We start from the raw sequence: 15,300 nt of genomic DNA on the forward strand, positions 1-15,300 counted from the left end.
GTCGCCGCTCGCCGTCCGCGCGGCGCGCGAACGGCGAGCGGTCGTTGCGGTGACCGGCGATCACGCCGCGGCCTGGTGCTTGGAAGACGAAGGCGCCGCGGCGGCGCTCGCGGCGCCGATTACGAGCGAAGACGAGGTGCTGGGCGTGGTCGAACTGTGGCGGACCGAGGGGCGCGACCCGTTCGCCGGGGACGCCGCAACGTGGCTCACCGAGTTAGGGCACTCGGCGGTGCGCGCGTACAAGAAGCTGCGTACGCTCCGCGAAGTCCGCGCGCTCGCGCAGAGCGAGGCCACCCGCCGCGATCTCAAAGCGCTGCTCGCCGGGGACGGGCCGATGCGCGATCGCCTGCAGCGCAGCGTGGAAACGCTGGGTGCGATCCTGCAGGCGAGCGCCGTACATTTGTACGTGCGGGCGCCTCAGACGGGAGAGATTCTGCTCCAGGCCTCCACGACCCTGCGTCTGGAACAATCGGGCTCCGCGCGCATCCCGTGGGGTATCGGGCTGGTCGGAGAAGTCGCCAAGTTCAACCGGGCGGCGGTCTTGCGGGAAGACCTCGCGGAGGGGTCGCGCGGCACGGGGCGGGCGCTCATTGCCGTACCCCTGACGGTCGGAAAAGACGCCGTCGGCGTGCTGGTGGTCGAAGCACCGCCCGCCGTCGAGGTCACGCACCGCTTGAGGGCGCTCCTGGCCGAGGCGGGCGAGATTCTGGGCGCCTCGATCGCGAGCGACGTGGAGCGCCACAAGATGTCGCAGAAGGTGGTCAAATTGTCCGCGGTCAACGAAGAAGGGCTTCAACTCCTGTCGTTGACCGACCGCGACAAAGTGCTCCTCACCGGCACGGCTTCGACGGCGATGATTTTGGATGCCGAGGCGGTGGTCCTTCGCGTCCGCGAGCGCCGCGGCGAGCGCCTGCTCGTGGGCGGAACGTACGGCTTGCACCGCGACGAGATCGACGCGGCCCTCGTTCGCCTCGATCAAGCGGTGGCGGCCCGCGTGGCCGAGTCCCGCGCTTTTCTCCGCAGCGAACGGATGGACACCTTCGGAGTGGAGCTCCCCGCCGTGTTCCCGTATCGCACCGTGCTGGCGGGTCCGTTGTTTGCCGGCGACCGGTTGGTCGGGACGGTGTCGGCCTACAATAAAGTCTTATATCACTCGTTCGCGTGCGGTTCGTTCGACCGGGACGATCAAGAGATCCTCGAAAAGTTCTCTTTCTACCTTGGCCGCGCCCTGGTCCAAGCCCAGGAGTTCCGCGAGCGCCAGGCGCTTATCACGATCGACGAGGTCACGGGCCTTCGCAATCGACGATATTTGGACCTCCGTCTGCCCGAAGAGATCCGGCGCGCCGAGCGGTACCAGCGCAAGGTCTCGCTGCTGATCATGGAGGTGACCGATTTTGCCGAACTGAGCCGCGCGTTCACCGCCCAAGGTCGGGACGAGCTGTTGCGCGCGTTGGCGGGGATGATCCGCGAAACCTTCCGCAACGTGGACATCTTGGCGCGTCTGGAAGACGCGCGTTTTGCGGTGGTGATGCCCGACACCGGGGACGCGATGCGCGACGTGTTGGACCGCCTCCTGCAAGCCATGGACACGTTCCGTTTGCGGGGCGCCGACGGACAGGCGCTTGAGGTGAAACTCGCGGTCGGCACGTGCACGTATCCGGCCGAAGCGGCGAGCGTCCAAGAACTCCTCGAACGCGCCGCCCAGTTGCGGCCGCTGGAATAGCCATGGCTTCCACGACGACGAACACGGACCTCAACGACCTGCTGACCGCGCTGGAGGGGCAGGTCCGCCGCGCCGCCCAGGCCGTTCATCGGCTCAAGACCGAAAACGCGCGGCTCACCCGCGAACTCGCGTCGGCGACCACGCGCGCGGCCGAGTGGCAGAAGCGGTGCGCGACCTGGGAACGCGAACGCGACTCGCTGGGAGCCAGGCTGGAACGCCTCCTCGCCGAGCTCGACCACCTCGCAAACGCCCATGAAGGAGCGGAGCCATCCCATGACCTCGAAGACCGTGACCGTTGAGATTTACGGCGAACGATACGTGCTCAAAGGCGACGCCGATCCGGACTACGTCAAGCGGTTAGCCGGTGTGGTGGATCGCAAAATCCGCGAAGCCGCGGGCCAGCTTCCCGGCACGCCTCTCGGCAAACTCGCGATCCTGGCCGCCGTCAACCTGGCCCACGACTATGTCAAGCTGCTCGAGGAGGCGTCCAAGAAGGACTCCGCAATCGCGCACGCGTCCAGGCGCACCAAAGACCTGATCGACAGCATCGAGGAGCAGTTCGAAGATCTCGACCTCTCCCTGTGAGGTGCGGTTTGCTTGAATTCCCGCAGACCTTTTGCTAAGCTGAACCGCGAGTGCCCCTGCTGTGTGCGCGAGCCGGCGGGATGTTTGTGCCAACAGTTCTGAAGCGGGAGCCTTCGTCGTAGAGATGGTGTGCACGCCCCGCGGAGCGGGGAAGCCTAAAATCTCCCGGAAGGCACCCACGTTGAAGCCCCAAGGCTTCAAACGATTCCGCCGCCACGGCACGGCGGGGGCCAACACGAACGGCAGAGGGAAGGCCGCGACGCGACACCCGGGAACTCTTTGGTGATAGACGGTTTGGTGGCAGCAGGATCGGCGAGTGGGACATCAGTTGGCCCGGGGCGTTGCCCCGCGGCAATTTCTGGTATAGATCGCATGAGGGTTTCGGACGCAACCCACGTAACCGTGGAGCGTAGCCTGTCGCCTCCGGCGGTCTAGTACTCCCCCGACCCGCGCCACAAAGCCGCCCTCCCAACCTCCCGCGCGCGTCAGCGCGACCTCTCCGAGCAGCTCATCGTCGTTAGCGTCTCGCAGGGCTGGGCGAAGCAAACCGTGCCTACGTTGCGCTACGCAAGCGAGGTTGACAAGGTGCGCATAACCAAGATCAACAGCGTCTCGCAGCCTCGGCGCGGGAACCTGCACCGCCCCGCAGAGGGGCGGGTTCCAGAGGGCTCGCTTCCATACAGGTGGCGAAGCAAACCGCGCCTACGTTGCGCTACGCAAGCGAGGTAGGGAGGACCGACCATTTCTACGACAATCTGGTTCATTGTGATCGGAGTCGCCGCGGCGTTCGCCGGCGTGGGGCTGGGAGTGGTCATCGCCCGTCTGCTCAGCCGGCAAGCCGTGGCGCAGGCCAAACAGGAAGCGACCCGGCTCGTCGACGACGCGCGGCGGGACATCGAACGGCTCCAGAAAGAAGCGGCGCTGGAAGCCAAAGACAAACTCTATCAGGCCCGGCAGGCGTTCGAACAGGAAAACCGCGACCGCCGGAACGAACTGCTCGAACAGGAGCGCCGTCTAAACCAACGCGAGCAGGCACTCGACAAAAAAGTGAGCACGGCCGATCGAAAAGAAGCCGATCTCACCCGCAAAGAGCGAGACCTCACCGTACGCGAACGAACGCTCACGGACAAGGAGGCCCAGGTCGAGCAGGCGCTCCTGCAACAACGCGCGCAACTCGAAGCGCTGAGCGGCATGACCGCGGAAGAAGCCAAAAAGAGCCTCATTACCGCGATGGAACAGGAAGCCCGTTACGAGGCGATCAAGCTGACCAAACGCATCGAAGACGAGGCCCGCGAAGGAGCCGAGCGCACGGCCCGCGAGATCATCGTGTCGTCGCTGCAACGGTACGCCCACGACTACGTACAGGAGGCGACCGTCTCGGTCGTCCAGTTGCCGAACGACGAGATGAAAGGCCGGATCATCGGACGTGAGGGCCGCAACATTCGCGCGTTGGAGGCTGCTACGGGGATCGATCTTGTCATCGACGACACGCCGGAGGCGATTCTGATCTCGGGGTTCGACCCGTTCCGCCGCGAGGTCGCCAAAGTCGCCCTCGAACGGCTGATGCACGACGGCCGGATTCACCCGGCGCGCATCGAGGAAGTGGTCGAGAAGGTCCGCAAAGAAACCGAAAAGTTGATGATCGCGGAGGCCGAACAAGTGCTCTTCGACCTGGGGATCCAGGACCTGCACCCCGACTTGATCAAGCTGCTCGGCAAACTGCGGTACCGCACCAGCTACGGGCAGAACAACCTGGTTCATGCCCGAGAAGCCGCGTTCATCTGCGGCATCATGGCCACCGAGCTGGGGTTGGACGCCAAACTGGCCAAACGAGCCGCGATCCTGCACGACGTCGGCAAGGCCATCAGCCACGAAGAAGAAGGCACGCACCCCAACCTGGGGGGCGAATACGCCCGCAAGTGCGGTGAGCACCCGCACGTGGTCAACGCGATCATGGCCCACCACGGCGACATCGAGTGGACCTCCCCGGAAGGCGTGCTGGTGGCCGTTGCGGAGGGTCTCTCCGCCGCCCGACCGGGCGCGCGGCGCGAGGCCTACGAGTCGTACATCAAGCGCCTGGAGAAGCTCGAGGAGATCGCGACGTCGTTCAAGGGGGTGGACAAGGCCTACGCGATCCGCGCCGGACGTGAAGTTCGCGTGATCGTCAACCAGGACGGCGTGTCCGAGGCCGAATCCGCGCAGATCTCGCGTGAAATGGCCAAGCGGGTGGAAAACGAACTGACGTATCCCGGCCAGATCAAGATCACGGTGATCCGCGAAAGTCGGTACGTGGAGTATGCAAAGTAAAGGGCGTTGGCCGGTGAGCCGGTTGGCCTGTTGGCCGGTTCAACCGATCGGGGCGAGATTTGAACCGGCGCACCGGCGCACCGGCACACCGGCACACTGATTCTCATGAACCTTCTTCTCATCGGCGACATCGTCGGGGAGCCCGGCCGTCGGATCTTGAGTCAGCACCTCCACGTGCTCAAACACGACCACCGGATCGACCTGGCGGTGGGCAACGCCGAAAACGCGGCCGGAGGTTTCGGGGTCACCCCGAAAATTGCGGAGGAACTCTTCGCCATGGGATTCGACGTGTTGACCACCGGCAACCACGTGTGGGACAAGAAAGAGATCCTCGGCTACCTCCGCGACCATCCGCGGCTGCTGCGGCCCGCCAACTATCCGGACGGCGTGCCGGGCGCGGGTCGCACCGTGGTGACCACGGCTTCCGGCGAGAAGGTGGGCGTGTTGCACCTGATGGGCCGCGTCTACATGCCGGGTTCTCTCGACTGCCCGTTTCGGATCGGCGACCGCGAGTTGGAAAAACTCCGCACGGAAACGCACGTGATCCTGCTCGACATGCACGGCGAAGCCACGTCCGAGAAATCCGCCATCGGCTGGCACTTCGACGGCAGGGTGAGCGCGGTGCTGGGCACCCATACCCACGTGCAGACCGCCGACGAGCGCGTGCTGCCGCAGGGCACGGCGTTTCTGACCGACGTGGGCATGACCGGTCCGGTTGATTCGATTATCGGCGTCAAAAAAGACGAAGCCCTCACCAAGTTCCTGACGCAGATGCCCACGAAGTTCGAGACCGCGACCGGCCGTTCGATCATTTCCGGCGCCGTGGTTGAAGTGGACGGCGACACCGGCAAGGCCACCAACATCCGACGGATCCGTATCGCCGATCCTTGATGGGAGGCGCGACACCGGTCGCGCCTCCCGTTCTGCCCTATGGACCTGTTCGACTTCTCCACCCGTGCGGATCACGCGGACGAGCCGCCCCGCCAGATCTACACCGTTTCCGACCTCACCGCGTTGGTGCGTCGACGTCTCGAGGGGGACTTCGGCGACATCTGGGTTGAAGGCGAGGTTTCCAACCTGCGCCACCCCGGCTCCGGCCACTGCTACCTGACGCTCAAGGACGAACAGAGCCAACTGCGCGCCGTAGTCTTCCGCTCCGTGGCCCGCATGCTGCGGTTCGCGCTCAAGGACGGACTGCACGTGGTTTGTCGCGGCCATGTCACGGTGTATGAGCCGCGCGGAGAGTACCAGCTCGTGGTCGATTACCTCGAGCCCAAGGGCGCCGGGGCCCTGCAACTCGCGTTTGAGCAACTCAAGGAGCGGCTGGCGCGGGAAGGGCTCTTCGACGCCGCGCGCAAGCGGCCGCTCCCGTTTCTCCCGGCCCGGATCGGGGTCATCACGTCACCGGCGGGTGCGGTGATCCGGGACATGCTCCACGTTCTCGACCGGCGCTTCTCCACGATCCCCGTGTTGATCCTTCCGGTGGCGGTCCAGGGACCGGGAGCCGCCGGCCAGATTGCCGACGCCATCGACGAGGCGAACGCCTTGACCGCGAGCCTCCGGCCGGACGTGTTGGTGGTGGCTCGCGGCGGAGGCTCGCTCGAAGACCTCTGGGCGTTCAACGAGGAGATCGTGGCCCGCGCCGTGGCCGCGTCGGCCATTCCGGTGGTGTCGGCGGTCGGTCACGAGACCGATTACACGATCGCGGACTTCGTGGCGGATGTGCGGGCGCCCACGCCATCGGCCGCGGCCGAGCTCATCGCCCCGCGGCGCGATCAACTGATGGCGGCGGTGGCGACGGCGCGCGAACGGCTCGCGGCTGCGGCGCGGGGAGCCTTGGCGGATCGGCGCACCAAGGCGCTGGCGGAGTGGCGGGCGCTGCGGAGCCCGGCGCGGCTCGTGGAGGGCTCCCTGCTTCGCGTCGACGACCTGTTTGCGCGTTTGCGCGACGCCATGACGCGCCTGATCGATCGCCAGCGCGAGCAGCGGCGATTTCTCGCCCGGGCGGTGCTGGCGGCGCATCCGGTGCGACGGCTCGAGACCGCACGCTTGATCCACCGTCGGGCGACCGAGCGCCTCACCATCCGAATGCGCGCCATGCTGGCCGACGCCAAGAGCCGCACCTCGGCCCTCGCCGCCCGACTGGATGCGCTGAGCCCCTTGGCGATCCTGGCCCGCGGCTACAGCGTCACGCGCCTGCTCCCTTCGAAGGACCTCGTCCGCTCGCCGTCGGACGTGGCCCCAGGCGATCGCCTGCTCATCACCTTGGCCCACGGCGAAGTGACCGCCGAGGCGGCCGAGGTGCGCGACGAGCGCACGGACGACTGAGGGCACGCCCGCGCCCCGGACCATGACCCCACGGCTCACACTCACGGTCAAATCCGACGCGCTCTCCCGCCTGGCCTCGGGACACCCGTGGATCTACGCCAATGAGCTCACGCGACCGCCCAAGACGATTGAGCCGGGCGCCCTGGTCGACGTGCAGACGTCGCGCGGCGTGTGGATCGGTCGCGGTTATTACAATCCCCGATCGGTCATCGCTGTCCGCCTGCTGTCGCGCGAGCCGCTCGACATCGACGACGTGTTCTTTGCCCGCGCGATCGCTCGCGCACAAGCCTTGCGCGATCGCGTCGTGCCGGGCGAAGAGGCGTATCGCGCGGTGTTCGGCGAGGCCGACGGTCTGCCGGGACTGATCGTGGACCGGTACGGCCCCGTGCTGGTGACCCAGTTCCTGACCGCCGGGATGGATCGCCTGACCGGCGCGATCGTCAAGGCATTGATCGAGCGATACCGCCCCGCAGCGATTATCGGTCGCAATGACGCCGGCTCCCGCAAGTTGGAAGGCCTCCCCGTGGAAAAGCGCCTGCTCTACGGCGAAAAACCGGATCGCGCGGTCGTGGCCAGGAACGGCCTGGAATTTGAGGTCGACGTGTGGGAGGGGCAAAAAACCGGTTTGTTTCTGGATCAAGCGGCCAACTACCGCGCGATCGCGCCGTGGTGCAAAGGCACGCGAGTGCTCGATACCTTCTGCTACGCCGGCGCGTGGGGCTTGCACGCGTTGCGCCACGGCGCCGTCAGCGTGCTGGGACTCGATGCCTCCGAGAAGGCCCTCGCCACGGCGAGCGCGAATGCGTCCCGTAACGGGCTGAGCGAGCGCGTGGAATACCGACGCGTCGACGTGTTCAACGAGCTGCGGACGCTGCTCGCCGCCGGCGCCCGCTACGAGTTGATCATCCTGGATCCCCCTGCGTTCGCCAAAACGCGAAAAGACAAGGCCGGCGCGCTGCGCGGCTACAAAGAGATCAACCGCCTCGGGATGTCGTTGCTGACCCCCGGCGGCGTGCTCGTCACGTGCTCGTGCTCGCACCCGATCGACCCCGCGACGTTTCACGAGGTCCTGGTGGAGGCGGCCCGCGATGCCAGACGCACGTTCCGCTTGATCGCCCGGCGCACGCAAGGGCCCGATCATCCGATTGTCCTCGGAATTCCGGAAACCGAGTACCTGCAGTGCGTGATCCTGCAGGATCGAACGGAGAGGATTTGACCGGGACTGGTGCCCTCTGGGGCATCGTGCTAAGATGCGCCGTCCATGCGCATCGTCGCTGATCTTCACATCCATTCCTACCTCTCGCGGGCGTGCAGCCCGCAGCTCAGGCCCGAAAACTTGTACGAGTGGTGCCAGCTCAAGGGCATCACCGCGCTCGCCACCGGCGATTTTACCCACCCGAAATGGTTCTCGGAGCTGACCGAGACGCTCGTGGAGGCCGACCCCGGGCTGTTCACCCTGAAACCCGATCGGGCCAAGGCCGTGGATGAGCGGGTCTTTCCGGCGTGTCGGGCGCCGGTTCGGTTCGTGCTGGGCGTGGAGATCAGTTGCATCTACAAGAAGGGGCCGCGCGTACGCAAGGTGCACCACCTGGTTTTCATGCCCTCGCTCGAGGCGGCCGAGCGCTTCAACACCAGCCTCGCGAAGATCGGCAACCTGCGCTCCGATGGCCGGCCCATCCTTGGGCTCGACTCGCGCAACCTGCTCGAACTGGTATTGAAGGCCGACCCTCAGGCCGTGCTTATTCCAGCCCACGCGTGGACCCCGCACTTCGCGGTATTCGGCTCGGAGTCGGGATTCGATTCCCTCGAAGAGTGCTTCGAAGACCTCACCCCGCACATCTTCGCGATCGAGACCGGCCTGTCGTCCGACCCCGCGATGAATTGGCGATTGTCCGCGTTGGACGGCATCACCCTGATCTCCAACTCGGACGCGCACTCCCCGGAAAAGTTGGCGCGCGAGGCCAACCTGTTCGACACCGACCTGTCGTATCGGGGCATCTTCGACGCGATCAAGGCCCGCGACGGCCGCTTCGTCAAGACGTTGGAGTTCTTTCCCGAAGAGGGCAAGTATCACGTGGACGGCCACCGCAACTGCCGGACTCGGCTCGATCCCAAGGAGACGTTACGGCGCAACGGACTGTGCCCGGTCTGCAACAAGCCGGTCACGGTCGGCGTGTTGCACCGCGTCGAGCGCCTCGCGGACCGACCCGAGGCGATCCGACCCTCGGGCGCCCCGCATTTCGAGAATCTGATTCCGCTCAAGGAAGTGCTGAGCGAAGTCTTGCGGGTGGGACCCTCCAGCGTCAAGGTCGCTGCGCTGTATCGCCGCCTGCTCGAATCCTTCGGCAATGAGCTGTTTATTCTCCGGGAACTGTCGCTCGCGCGCCTCGAACGCGACCACCCCACGGTTGCGTTGGCAGTGGATCGCATGCGCCGGGGCAAGGTGCGAATCGACGCGGGTTACGACGGAGAGTACGGTACCATTTCGCTCCTGTCCGAAGAGGACTTGGCCTCAAAGCGCCAGATGGCGCTGTTTGATGCCTGATCCCCTCAATACGGCTCAGCGCAACGCGGTCGAGACCGTGGACGGATCGGTGATCATCGCGGCCGGACCCGGCACCGGCAAGACCCGCACGTTCGCCCACCGCGTCGCGCACTTGATCCAGGACCGGCACGTCTCACCCGAGCGTATCCTGGCCGTCACGTTCACCCGCAGCGCGGCCGGAGAAATGAGGGATCGGTTGAAAGGCCTGCTGGGCGAGGTGCCGCCTGCCCTCTGGGTAGAGACTTACCACGCCGCAGCCTTTCGCATCCTGGGGGAGCAGGGGTATCCGTTCGGGGTTGGGGTCGATTTCGCGCTGATCGCCGATGAGGACAAACCCGCGCTGCTCGACGGTCTGGTACCCAAGAAAGAAGCGACCGCGTTCCTCGACGATCTGCGGAAGACGAAACAACGGCTCGCCTGGCCGGAAGACGGACCAGGCGCGGCATATCAGAGGAGATTGGCAGCCCGCCGGCTGCTCGACTTCGACGACCTCTTCCTGTATGCCATGCGTCTGTTCGAGGAGCGGCCGGACGTTGCAGCGGACTACCGCGAACGCTTTCGTCACATCGTGGTCGACGAATTTCAGGATACGAGTTTTGCCCAGTACCGGTTCATACGATCCTTGGCCCGCGAGGCGAATCCCCCCATCCCCCCTTTGACAAAGGGCGGCAAGGGGGGATTTAGTCTTTGCGTGATAGGCGACCCGGACCAAGCCATCTACGGCTTTGCCGGGGGTTTTCGCGCGTTCGAAGCGTTCGCGACCGACTTCCCGGACCACCGCGTCTGCCGTTTGTCGGAAAACTACCGCTCGCAGGGCATGATCGTCGCGGCCGCGGGGCAAGTCATCGCCAAGAGTCCGGCCCACCTGCCGCGACGCCTCACCGCGCGGCTCGCCAACGGCCTGCCCCTCGCCATTTCCCGCTACGGGACGGACCGGCAGGAAGCCGAGATGATCGTGCGTAAGATCGAAGCGCTACTCGGCGGCTCCAGCCACTTCACCATCGACAGCGGGTGGGCCCAGTCCGATGACGGCCACCGCACCTACGGCCTGAGCGACATCGCGATTCTGTACCGACTCCACGCGCAGTCTCGGCCGATCGCCGACGCGCTGGACCGTTCCGGCCTTCCATATCGATGCTTCGGAAGATCCGGCGCAGCGCAGGACGTTGAAGATTTCGTCGCGGGTGAACCCGCGCTTCGGTCGGAGGCGATCAGTCTCATGACGCTGCACCGCGCCAAAGGGTCGGAGTTTCCAGTCGTGTTCATCGCTGGTTGCGAGGAAGGATTGCTCCCCTATCATCGCAACGATGACGTGGAAGAGGAGCGCCGACTGCTCTTCGTCGGCATGACACGGGCGCGACAGCGGCTCTTCGTGTCGTCGGCCGCGACACGTTTTCTCTATGGCGAGACGCGCCGCGCCGGGCCCTCGTCGTTTCTGTCGGACATCCAAGAGGAATTGCGGCAGCTCGAGGAGGGCCGGGCCCCCAGACGGCCCATCGAACAGAATCGCCAGCAGAGCTTGTTCTGAACCGCGTCAGCCCTCGAACGAGGTGGCGGGCGGTTAATGTGGTTCGCTTTGCGTCGAGCCCGGCGCGGCCGGCTACGGACTCGTCGTTTCACCCGCACGGAGAATGGCCTGGGCCACACGGCGGTACGAGTCGAACTCTTCTCCGGGAGGGATTCGCGTCAGTACCGGGGTAATGGCCCCTCTGGCCTCAGAAAACCGACCAAGACGGTACAAAGCTACTGCCCGGTTATACACTGCTTCGAGCGAAGTTGGGTCGCGCTGGCTGGCCACCGTAAACTGGGCGAGCGCTTCCTCCCAACGCCGTTGATCGAGGTAAAGCGTCCCCAGAGCGTTTCGGACGGCCACGTGGTCGGGAGCATGACGCAACGCCTCCTGGAAGGCCCTTTCCGCTAGCGCACCGTGTCCAGCGCGCTGGGCGAGGCGACCAAATTCAGCGTAGGTCGCCGCGTCTCCGGGGTTGATCGCCGCAGCCCTCTGAAAAGCCTCGACACCGGCCTGCAGATTCCCGGACTCGATCTCCAACGTTCCCAGGGCTCGGTAGGCTTTTGCGTATGCAGGATCCAAGGCAAGTGCCTGCTGAAGAGACGCCCGGCCTTCCTGATACCGACCTTGACGCAACGCAAGGAGGCCTACGTTGTAGTGCGCGGTCTTGTGTTTGGGGTCGAGACTCAGTGCACGGCGGAACGCGGTCTCCGCTCGGTCGTACTCGCCCTCCTTTAGATAGGCCGAGCCCAGATTGACATGCGCGACCGGGTACTCGGGAGCGTTTCGCACGGTCTCCTCCCACAGGGCGCGGTCGTCGTGCCAAACCGTAGCACGCCACCGATCCATTCCCATCGCGATAATGAGGAGAATCGCGATCCCCGCCGTATAGATCCACTGCGCCGCGCGAGAATCCGGGACTTGCCGTGCCAGCAGGCCCCACCCCGCTTGCAGCGCTGCGGCGGTCAACCAGGCAAGGCCCACCGCAGAGAATGCAAGCCGGTTCTCTTGGAGCAAACCTCGGGTCGTCATCCAGGGTAAGGGCAGAAGCGGCAACAGTCCAGCTACGGCCCAGATAAATGCCCAGGAAATGATGTGGGATCGACGTCGAAAGCCCCATATCGCCGCCAACAGAAGCACGCCGCCAGTCACTGTAGCTGTCGCCGCGATCCAATCGAAGCCGGTGAGGAGCGAGAGCGGATGATCGAGGCCCAGCGGAAATGGCCAGATCCACAAAGCCAGGGAACGCACCAGCACTTCGACGAATACCCAGAGGGGATTTGCGGCCCCGTCGTGCAGCGTGATCCTTCCGCCTCCCACGAGCTTTAATACAATCGCATACGTCAAAGCCACGACAGCGAACGGGATCACAGCCCACACCGGACTTGTCTTTGGACGATCGATCGCCGAATTCTGCTCGGACCGGGGGAACATCGCGGCATAGCTCACGAGAGGAAGGAGGACCGCAATACCGGACTCCTTGCTCAGTACCGCAGCCGCGAATGATGCAAGACTACCCCACCACCAGATCCGTCTCCCTCTCTTCTGATCAAATGCTCGGAGGAACAGCCAGAATGTCAGCGTCGCGAAGAGTGCGGACACCAGTGAGGATCGCGCCGTCACGTAGTTGACAGCCTCGGCGTTCACCGGGTGAAGAGCAAACACCAACCCTGCCACCGCCGCCCAGCCTTCACTCTTGAGCAGGTGCCGTCCCACTACAAAGACCATCCAAGATAGCAGCAGGTGGACGACGAGATTGACCGCTAGGTACCCGCGAGGGTCCAGGCCTCCAAACGCATAGTTGGCGGCAAACGAGGCAACTGTGAGAGGACGATACGCTGCCCCGTCAACCCAGCTACTCCCAGTCACGGGTGACACAAGATACGTCAATGGCCTCCAAACCCGGATGCTGGGATTCTCAATTATTGTGAAGGTATCGTCGTAGTGGAACATCCCGTTCAGTGCACCCAGGTGCGCAATACCCACTGCAGTCGCCAGCCCGAGTGCAATCCAGACGGAACGTTTCGAGTCGCCTGTCCAAAGCATCAGGAACCTACTCGCGGTCTTGGTCCAGTTCCGCCAGTTCATGACAAGAACGAAACCCACACTATTCGCGTCATATCGGCGCCGCTTCAGCGCCCCTCAGGAGCACCGCCAACACCGAACCCCACCTTCAGGGGCGCGCGGACGGGGAGCTGTTACCTACCCACTAGCGCGCAGTACAGATCTGTGACGTTAGTTCTGGTGGGGCCGGTTTGAATGGTCTGGGCGAGGGTGTGGAAGAAGGTGTAGGAGTCGTTCTGGTCGAGGAAGCGTTGTGGTTGCAGGCCGAGCTCGCGGGCTTTCTCCAACGTCGCGCCGTCGGCCATCGCGCCGGCCACTTCGGTCGAGCCGTCAGTGCCGTCGGTCCCGAAGGCGAAGGCCGTGACCTTCTTCAGACCCGCGATCTCCATGGCAAGGGCGAGCGTGAACTCCTGGCAGCGGCCACCGGTGCCCTGACCTCGTACCGTCACGGAGGTTTCGCCTCCCGCGATCAGCGCCGCCGGGCGCTTGATGGGACGATCCGTCGCCACCAGCTCCCGTACCATGGCGCCGAAGACCTTGGCGACCTCCCGCGTCTCGCCGACGAGCGATGAGGTCAGGACCAGTGGATGGTACCCAAGGCGTTTGACCTGCGCTGCAGCCGCGTTCAGCGCCACCCGCACGTCGCCGACCACGACGTTGTGGACTTTAGCGAACGCCGGATGATTGGGCTTCGGCGTATCACCCGCGCCGCTCCGGCTGCCCTGCACCAGGTGATCTTTCACCGCTTGGGGAATCTTGTCCCAGAGTTCGTAGTGATGGAGGATTGCGACCGCATCCTGGAAGGTCGTGGGGTCGGGCACCGTGGGACCGGACGCGATGCTTGCCAGATCGTTGCCGACCACGTCGGACAGGATCAGCGCCAGGACGGGCGCCGGGGCCGCGGCGGTCGCCAGGTTCCCACCCTTGAGCTGGGAAAGGTGCTTGCGCACCGCGTTGATCTCCTGGATGGTCCCCCCTGCGCGCAACAACAGTGCGGTGACCACTTGTTTGTCGGTCAGGCTGACCCCGTCGACCGGCACCGGAAGCAGCGCCGATCCGCCGCCGGAGATCAGGGCGATCACCAGGTCCCGTTCGCCCGCTTTGCGCAGCATGTCCAGCACGCGCTGACTGGCCGAGAGGCCGGCGCGATCCGGAATCGGGTGGCCGGCCTCAACCACCTCGACCTTCGCCAGCTTGCCTCCGTGACCATAGCGGGTCACGACGAGCCCGCCGTCGAGCCGGGTCTTGAGCACCTGCTCGATCGCGGCGGCCATCGGGAGCGCGGCCTTGCCGCCGCCCACCACGAGCACGCGCTCGTATTTGTCGAGGGGGTAGGACTGTTTCCCGACGATCAACCGACGGTTCTTGACCGAAAGGGATTTCTTGACGAGCGCAGCAGGATCAGCCGCTCGAATAGCCGCGGCGAAGATGGAGGTGATTGCTTGTCGCGCTTTGGTGTGCTCGGCTCCCAGCTGACGGCCTCGCGGAACGCCTGCGCGCGGGCGGCTAGCCTCCCCGCGCGCGGCTCCTCATCATTGTGACTTCGGAAGCTTCTCCCAATCAGACAGAAACTTTTTCAACCCAATATCCGTGAGCGGATGTTTGACCAACTGCATCATCACCACGTAGGGCATGGTCGCGATATCCGCTCCCAACAGGGCCGCGTCCACCACATGGATCGGGTGTCTGACGCTCGCGACCAAGACGTGGGTCTTGAACTCATAGTTCCGGTAGATCGTGATGATCTGGCGGATCAGCGCCATCCCTTCTTCGCTGATGTCGTCCAGTCGCCCCACGAACGGGCTGACGATGAACGCACCCGCTTTCGCGGCCAACAAGGCTTGGTTGGCCGAAAAACAGAGCGTCACGTTGGTCTTGATCCCCTCCTCGCTGAAAATCCGGGTCGCTTTCAGGCCCTCCGGAATCAACGGGACCTTCACCACGACATTCGGATGGATCTTGGCCAATTCGCGGCCTTCACGCAGCATCCCCTCGCACTCCACCGCGGTCACCTCGGCGCTGATCGGTCCGTCGACGATCTGGCAGATTTCTTCGATCGTCTGCCGAAACGGCCGTCCTTCCTTGGAGATGAGCGAGGGGTTCGTCGTCACGCCGTCGACCAAACCCATCGCCGCAACGTCTCGAATTTCCTTCAGGTTGGCGCTATCGATGAACAGCTTCATCGCTCAGGGTCTCCCTGGTGGTGGGGGCCCAACCCGGCCCCACACCCCACGCGGC

At 64.8% G+C, this 15,300-nt stretch carries 12 protein-coding genes and 1 other RNA gene; 10 read left to right on the forward strand and 3 right to left on the reverse strand.

Going from position 1 to position 15,300, the window contains the following annotated elements:
• The 10 genes from AB1451_16510 to AB1451_16555 all read left to right on the forward strand — a co-directional run.
• Positions 1-1,723: sensor domain-containing diguanylate cyclase (locus AB1451_16510; protein MEW6684499.1), on the forward strand; the 1,723-nt coding region annotated here is incomplete at its 5' end.
• Between the two features lie 2 nt (positions 1,724-1,725).
• On the forward strand, positions 1,726-2,022 hold the full coding sequence (locus AB1451_16515) for a hypothetical protein (protein ID MEW6684500.1): 297 nt from the start codon (positions 1,726-1,728) through the stop codon (positions 2,020-2,022).
• Entirely contained in the window at positions 1,997-2,308 is a 312-nt protein-coding gene (gene zapA / locus AB1451_16520; GenBank protein MEW6684501.1) for a cell division protein ZapA, read from the forward strand. Before AB1451_16515 ends, zapA begins: the two co-directional genes overlap by 26 nt.
• Before the next feature lie 50 nt (positions 2,309-2,358).
• Positions 2,359-2,542: non-coding RNA, 6S RNA (gene ssrS, locus AB1451_16525), on the forward strand.
• Positions 2,543-3,073: 531 nt separating this feature from the next.
• Positions 3,074-4,615, forward strand: a complete 1,542-nt coding sequence (gene rny / locus AB1451_16530; GenBank protein MEW6684502.1) for a ribonuclease Y — start codon at positions 3,074-3,076, stop codon at positions 4,613-4,615.
• A 99-nt stretch (positions 4,616-4,714) separates the two neighbouring features.
• A complete protein-coding gene (locus AB1451_16535; protein ID MEW6684503.1) occupies positions 4,715-5,506 on the forward strand; it encodes a TIGR00282 family metallophosphoesterase in 792 nt (263 codons plus the stop codon).
• Positions 5,507-5,545: 39 nt separating this feature from the next.
• Positions 5,546-6,943, forward strand: coding sequence for an exodeoxyribonuclease VII large subunit (gene xseA / locus AB1451_16540; GenBank protein MEW6684504.1), 1,398 nt, complete (start codon positions 5,546-5,548; stop codon positions 6,941-6,943).
• A 22-nt stretch (positions 6,944-6,965) separates the two neighbouring features.
• Positions 6,966-8,159 (forward strand): class I SAM-dependent rRNA methyltransferase, encoded by a 1,194-nt coding sequence (locus AB1451_16545; protein MEW6684505.1) that lies wholly within the window; start codon positions 6,966-6,968, stop codon positions 8,157-8,159.
• A gap of 45 nt (positions 8,160-8,204) precedes the next feature.
• On the forward strand, positions 8,205-9,488 hold the full coding sequence (locus tag AB1451_16550) for an endonuclease Q family protein (protein ID MEW6684506.1): 1,284 nt from the start codon (positions 8,205-8,207) through the stop codon (positions 9,486-9,488).
• The gene (locus tag AB1451_16555; GenBank protein ID MEW6684507.1) at positions 9,481-11,016 is read left to right on the forward strand and encodes a UvrD-helicase domain-containing protein; all 1,536 of its coding nucleotides are present in this window, start codon (positions 9,481-9,483) and stop codon (positions 11,014-11,016) included. The genes AB1451_16550 and AB1451_16555 overlap by 8 nt, the downstream gene beginning before the upstream one ends.
• A 72-nt stretch (positions 11,017-11,088) precedes the next feature.
• On the opposite strand, the gene AB1451_16560 is transcribed toward AB1451_16555, so the two are convergent.
• The 3 genes from AB1451_16560 to fsa all read right to left on the reverse strand — a co-directional run bounded on the left by AB1451_16560 (position 11,089) and on the right by fsa (position 15,245).
• On the reverse strand, positions 11,089-12,714 hold the full coding sequence (locus AB1451_16560; GenBank protein ID MEW6684508.1) for a tetratricopeptide repeat protein: 1,626 nt from the start codon (positions 12,712-12,714) through the stop codon (positions 11,089-11,091).
• Between the two features lie 482 nt (positions 12,715-13,196).
• A complete protein-coding gene (locus AB1451_16565; GenBank protein MEW6684509.1) occupies positions 13,197-14,534 on the reverse strand; it encodes a glycerate kinase in 1,338 nt (445 codons plus the stop codon).
• Between the two features lie 60 nt (positions 14,535-14,594).
• The gene (gene fsa, locus AB1451_16570) at positions 14,595-15,245 is read right to left on the reverse strand and encodes a fructose-6-phosphate aldolase (protein ID MEW6684510.1); all 651 of its coding nucleotides are present in this window, start codon (positions 15,243-15,245) and stop codon (positions 14,595-14,597) included.
• Positions 15,246-15,300 lie beyond the last annotated feature (55 nt).

This window comes from Nitrospirota bacterium (genome assembly GCA_040757335.1).
Lineage (GTDB): Bacteria > Nitrospirota > Nitrospiria > 2-01-FULL-66-17 > 2-01-FULL-66-17 > JBFLXB01.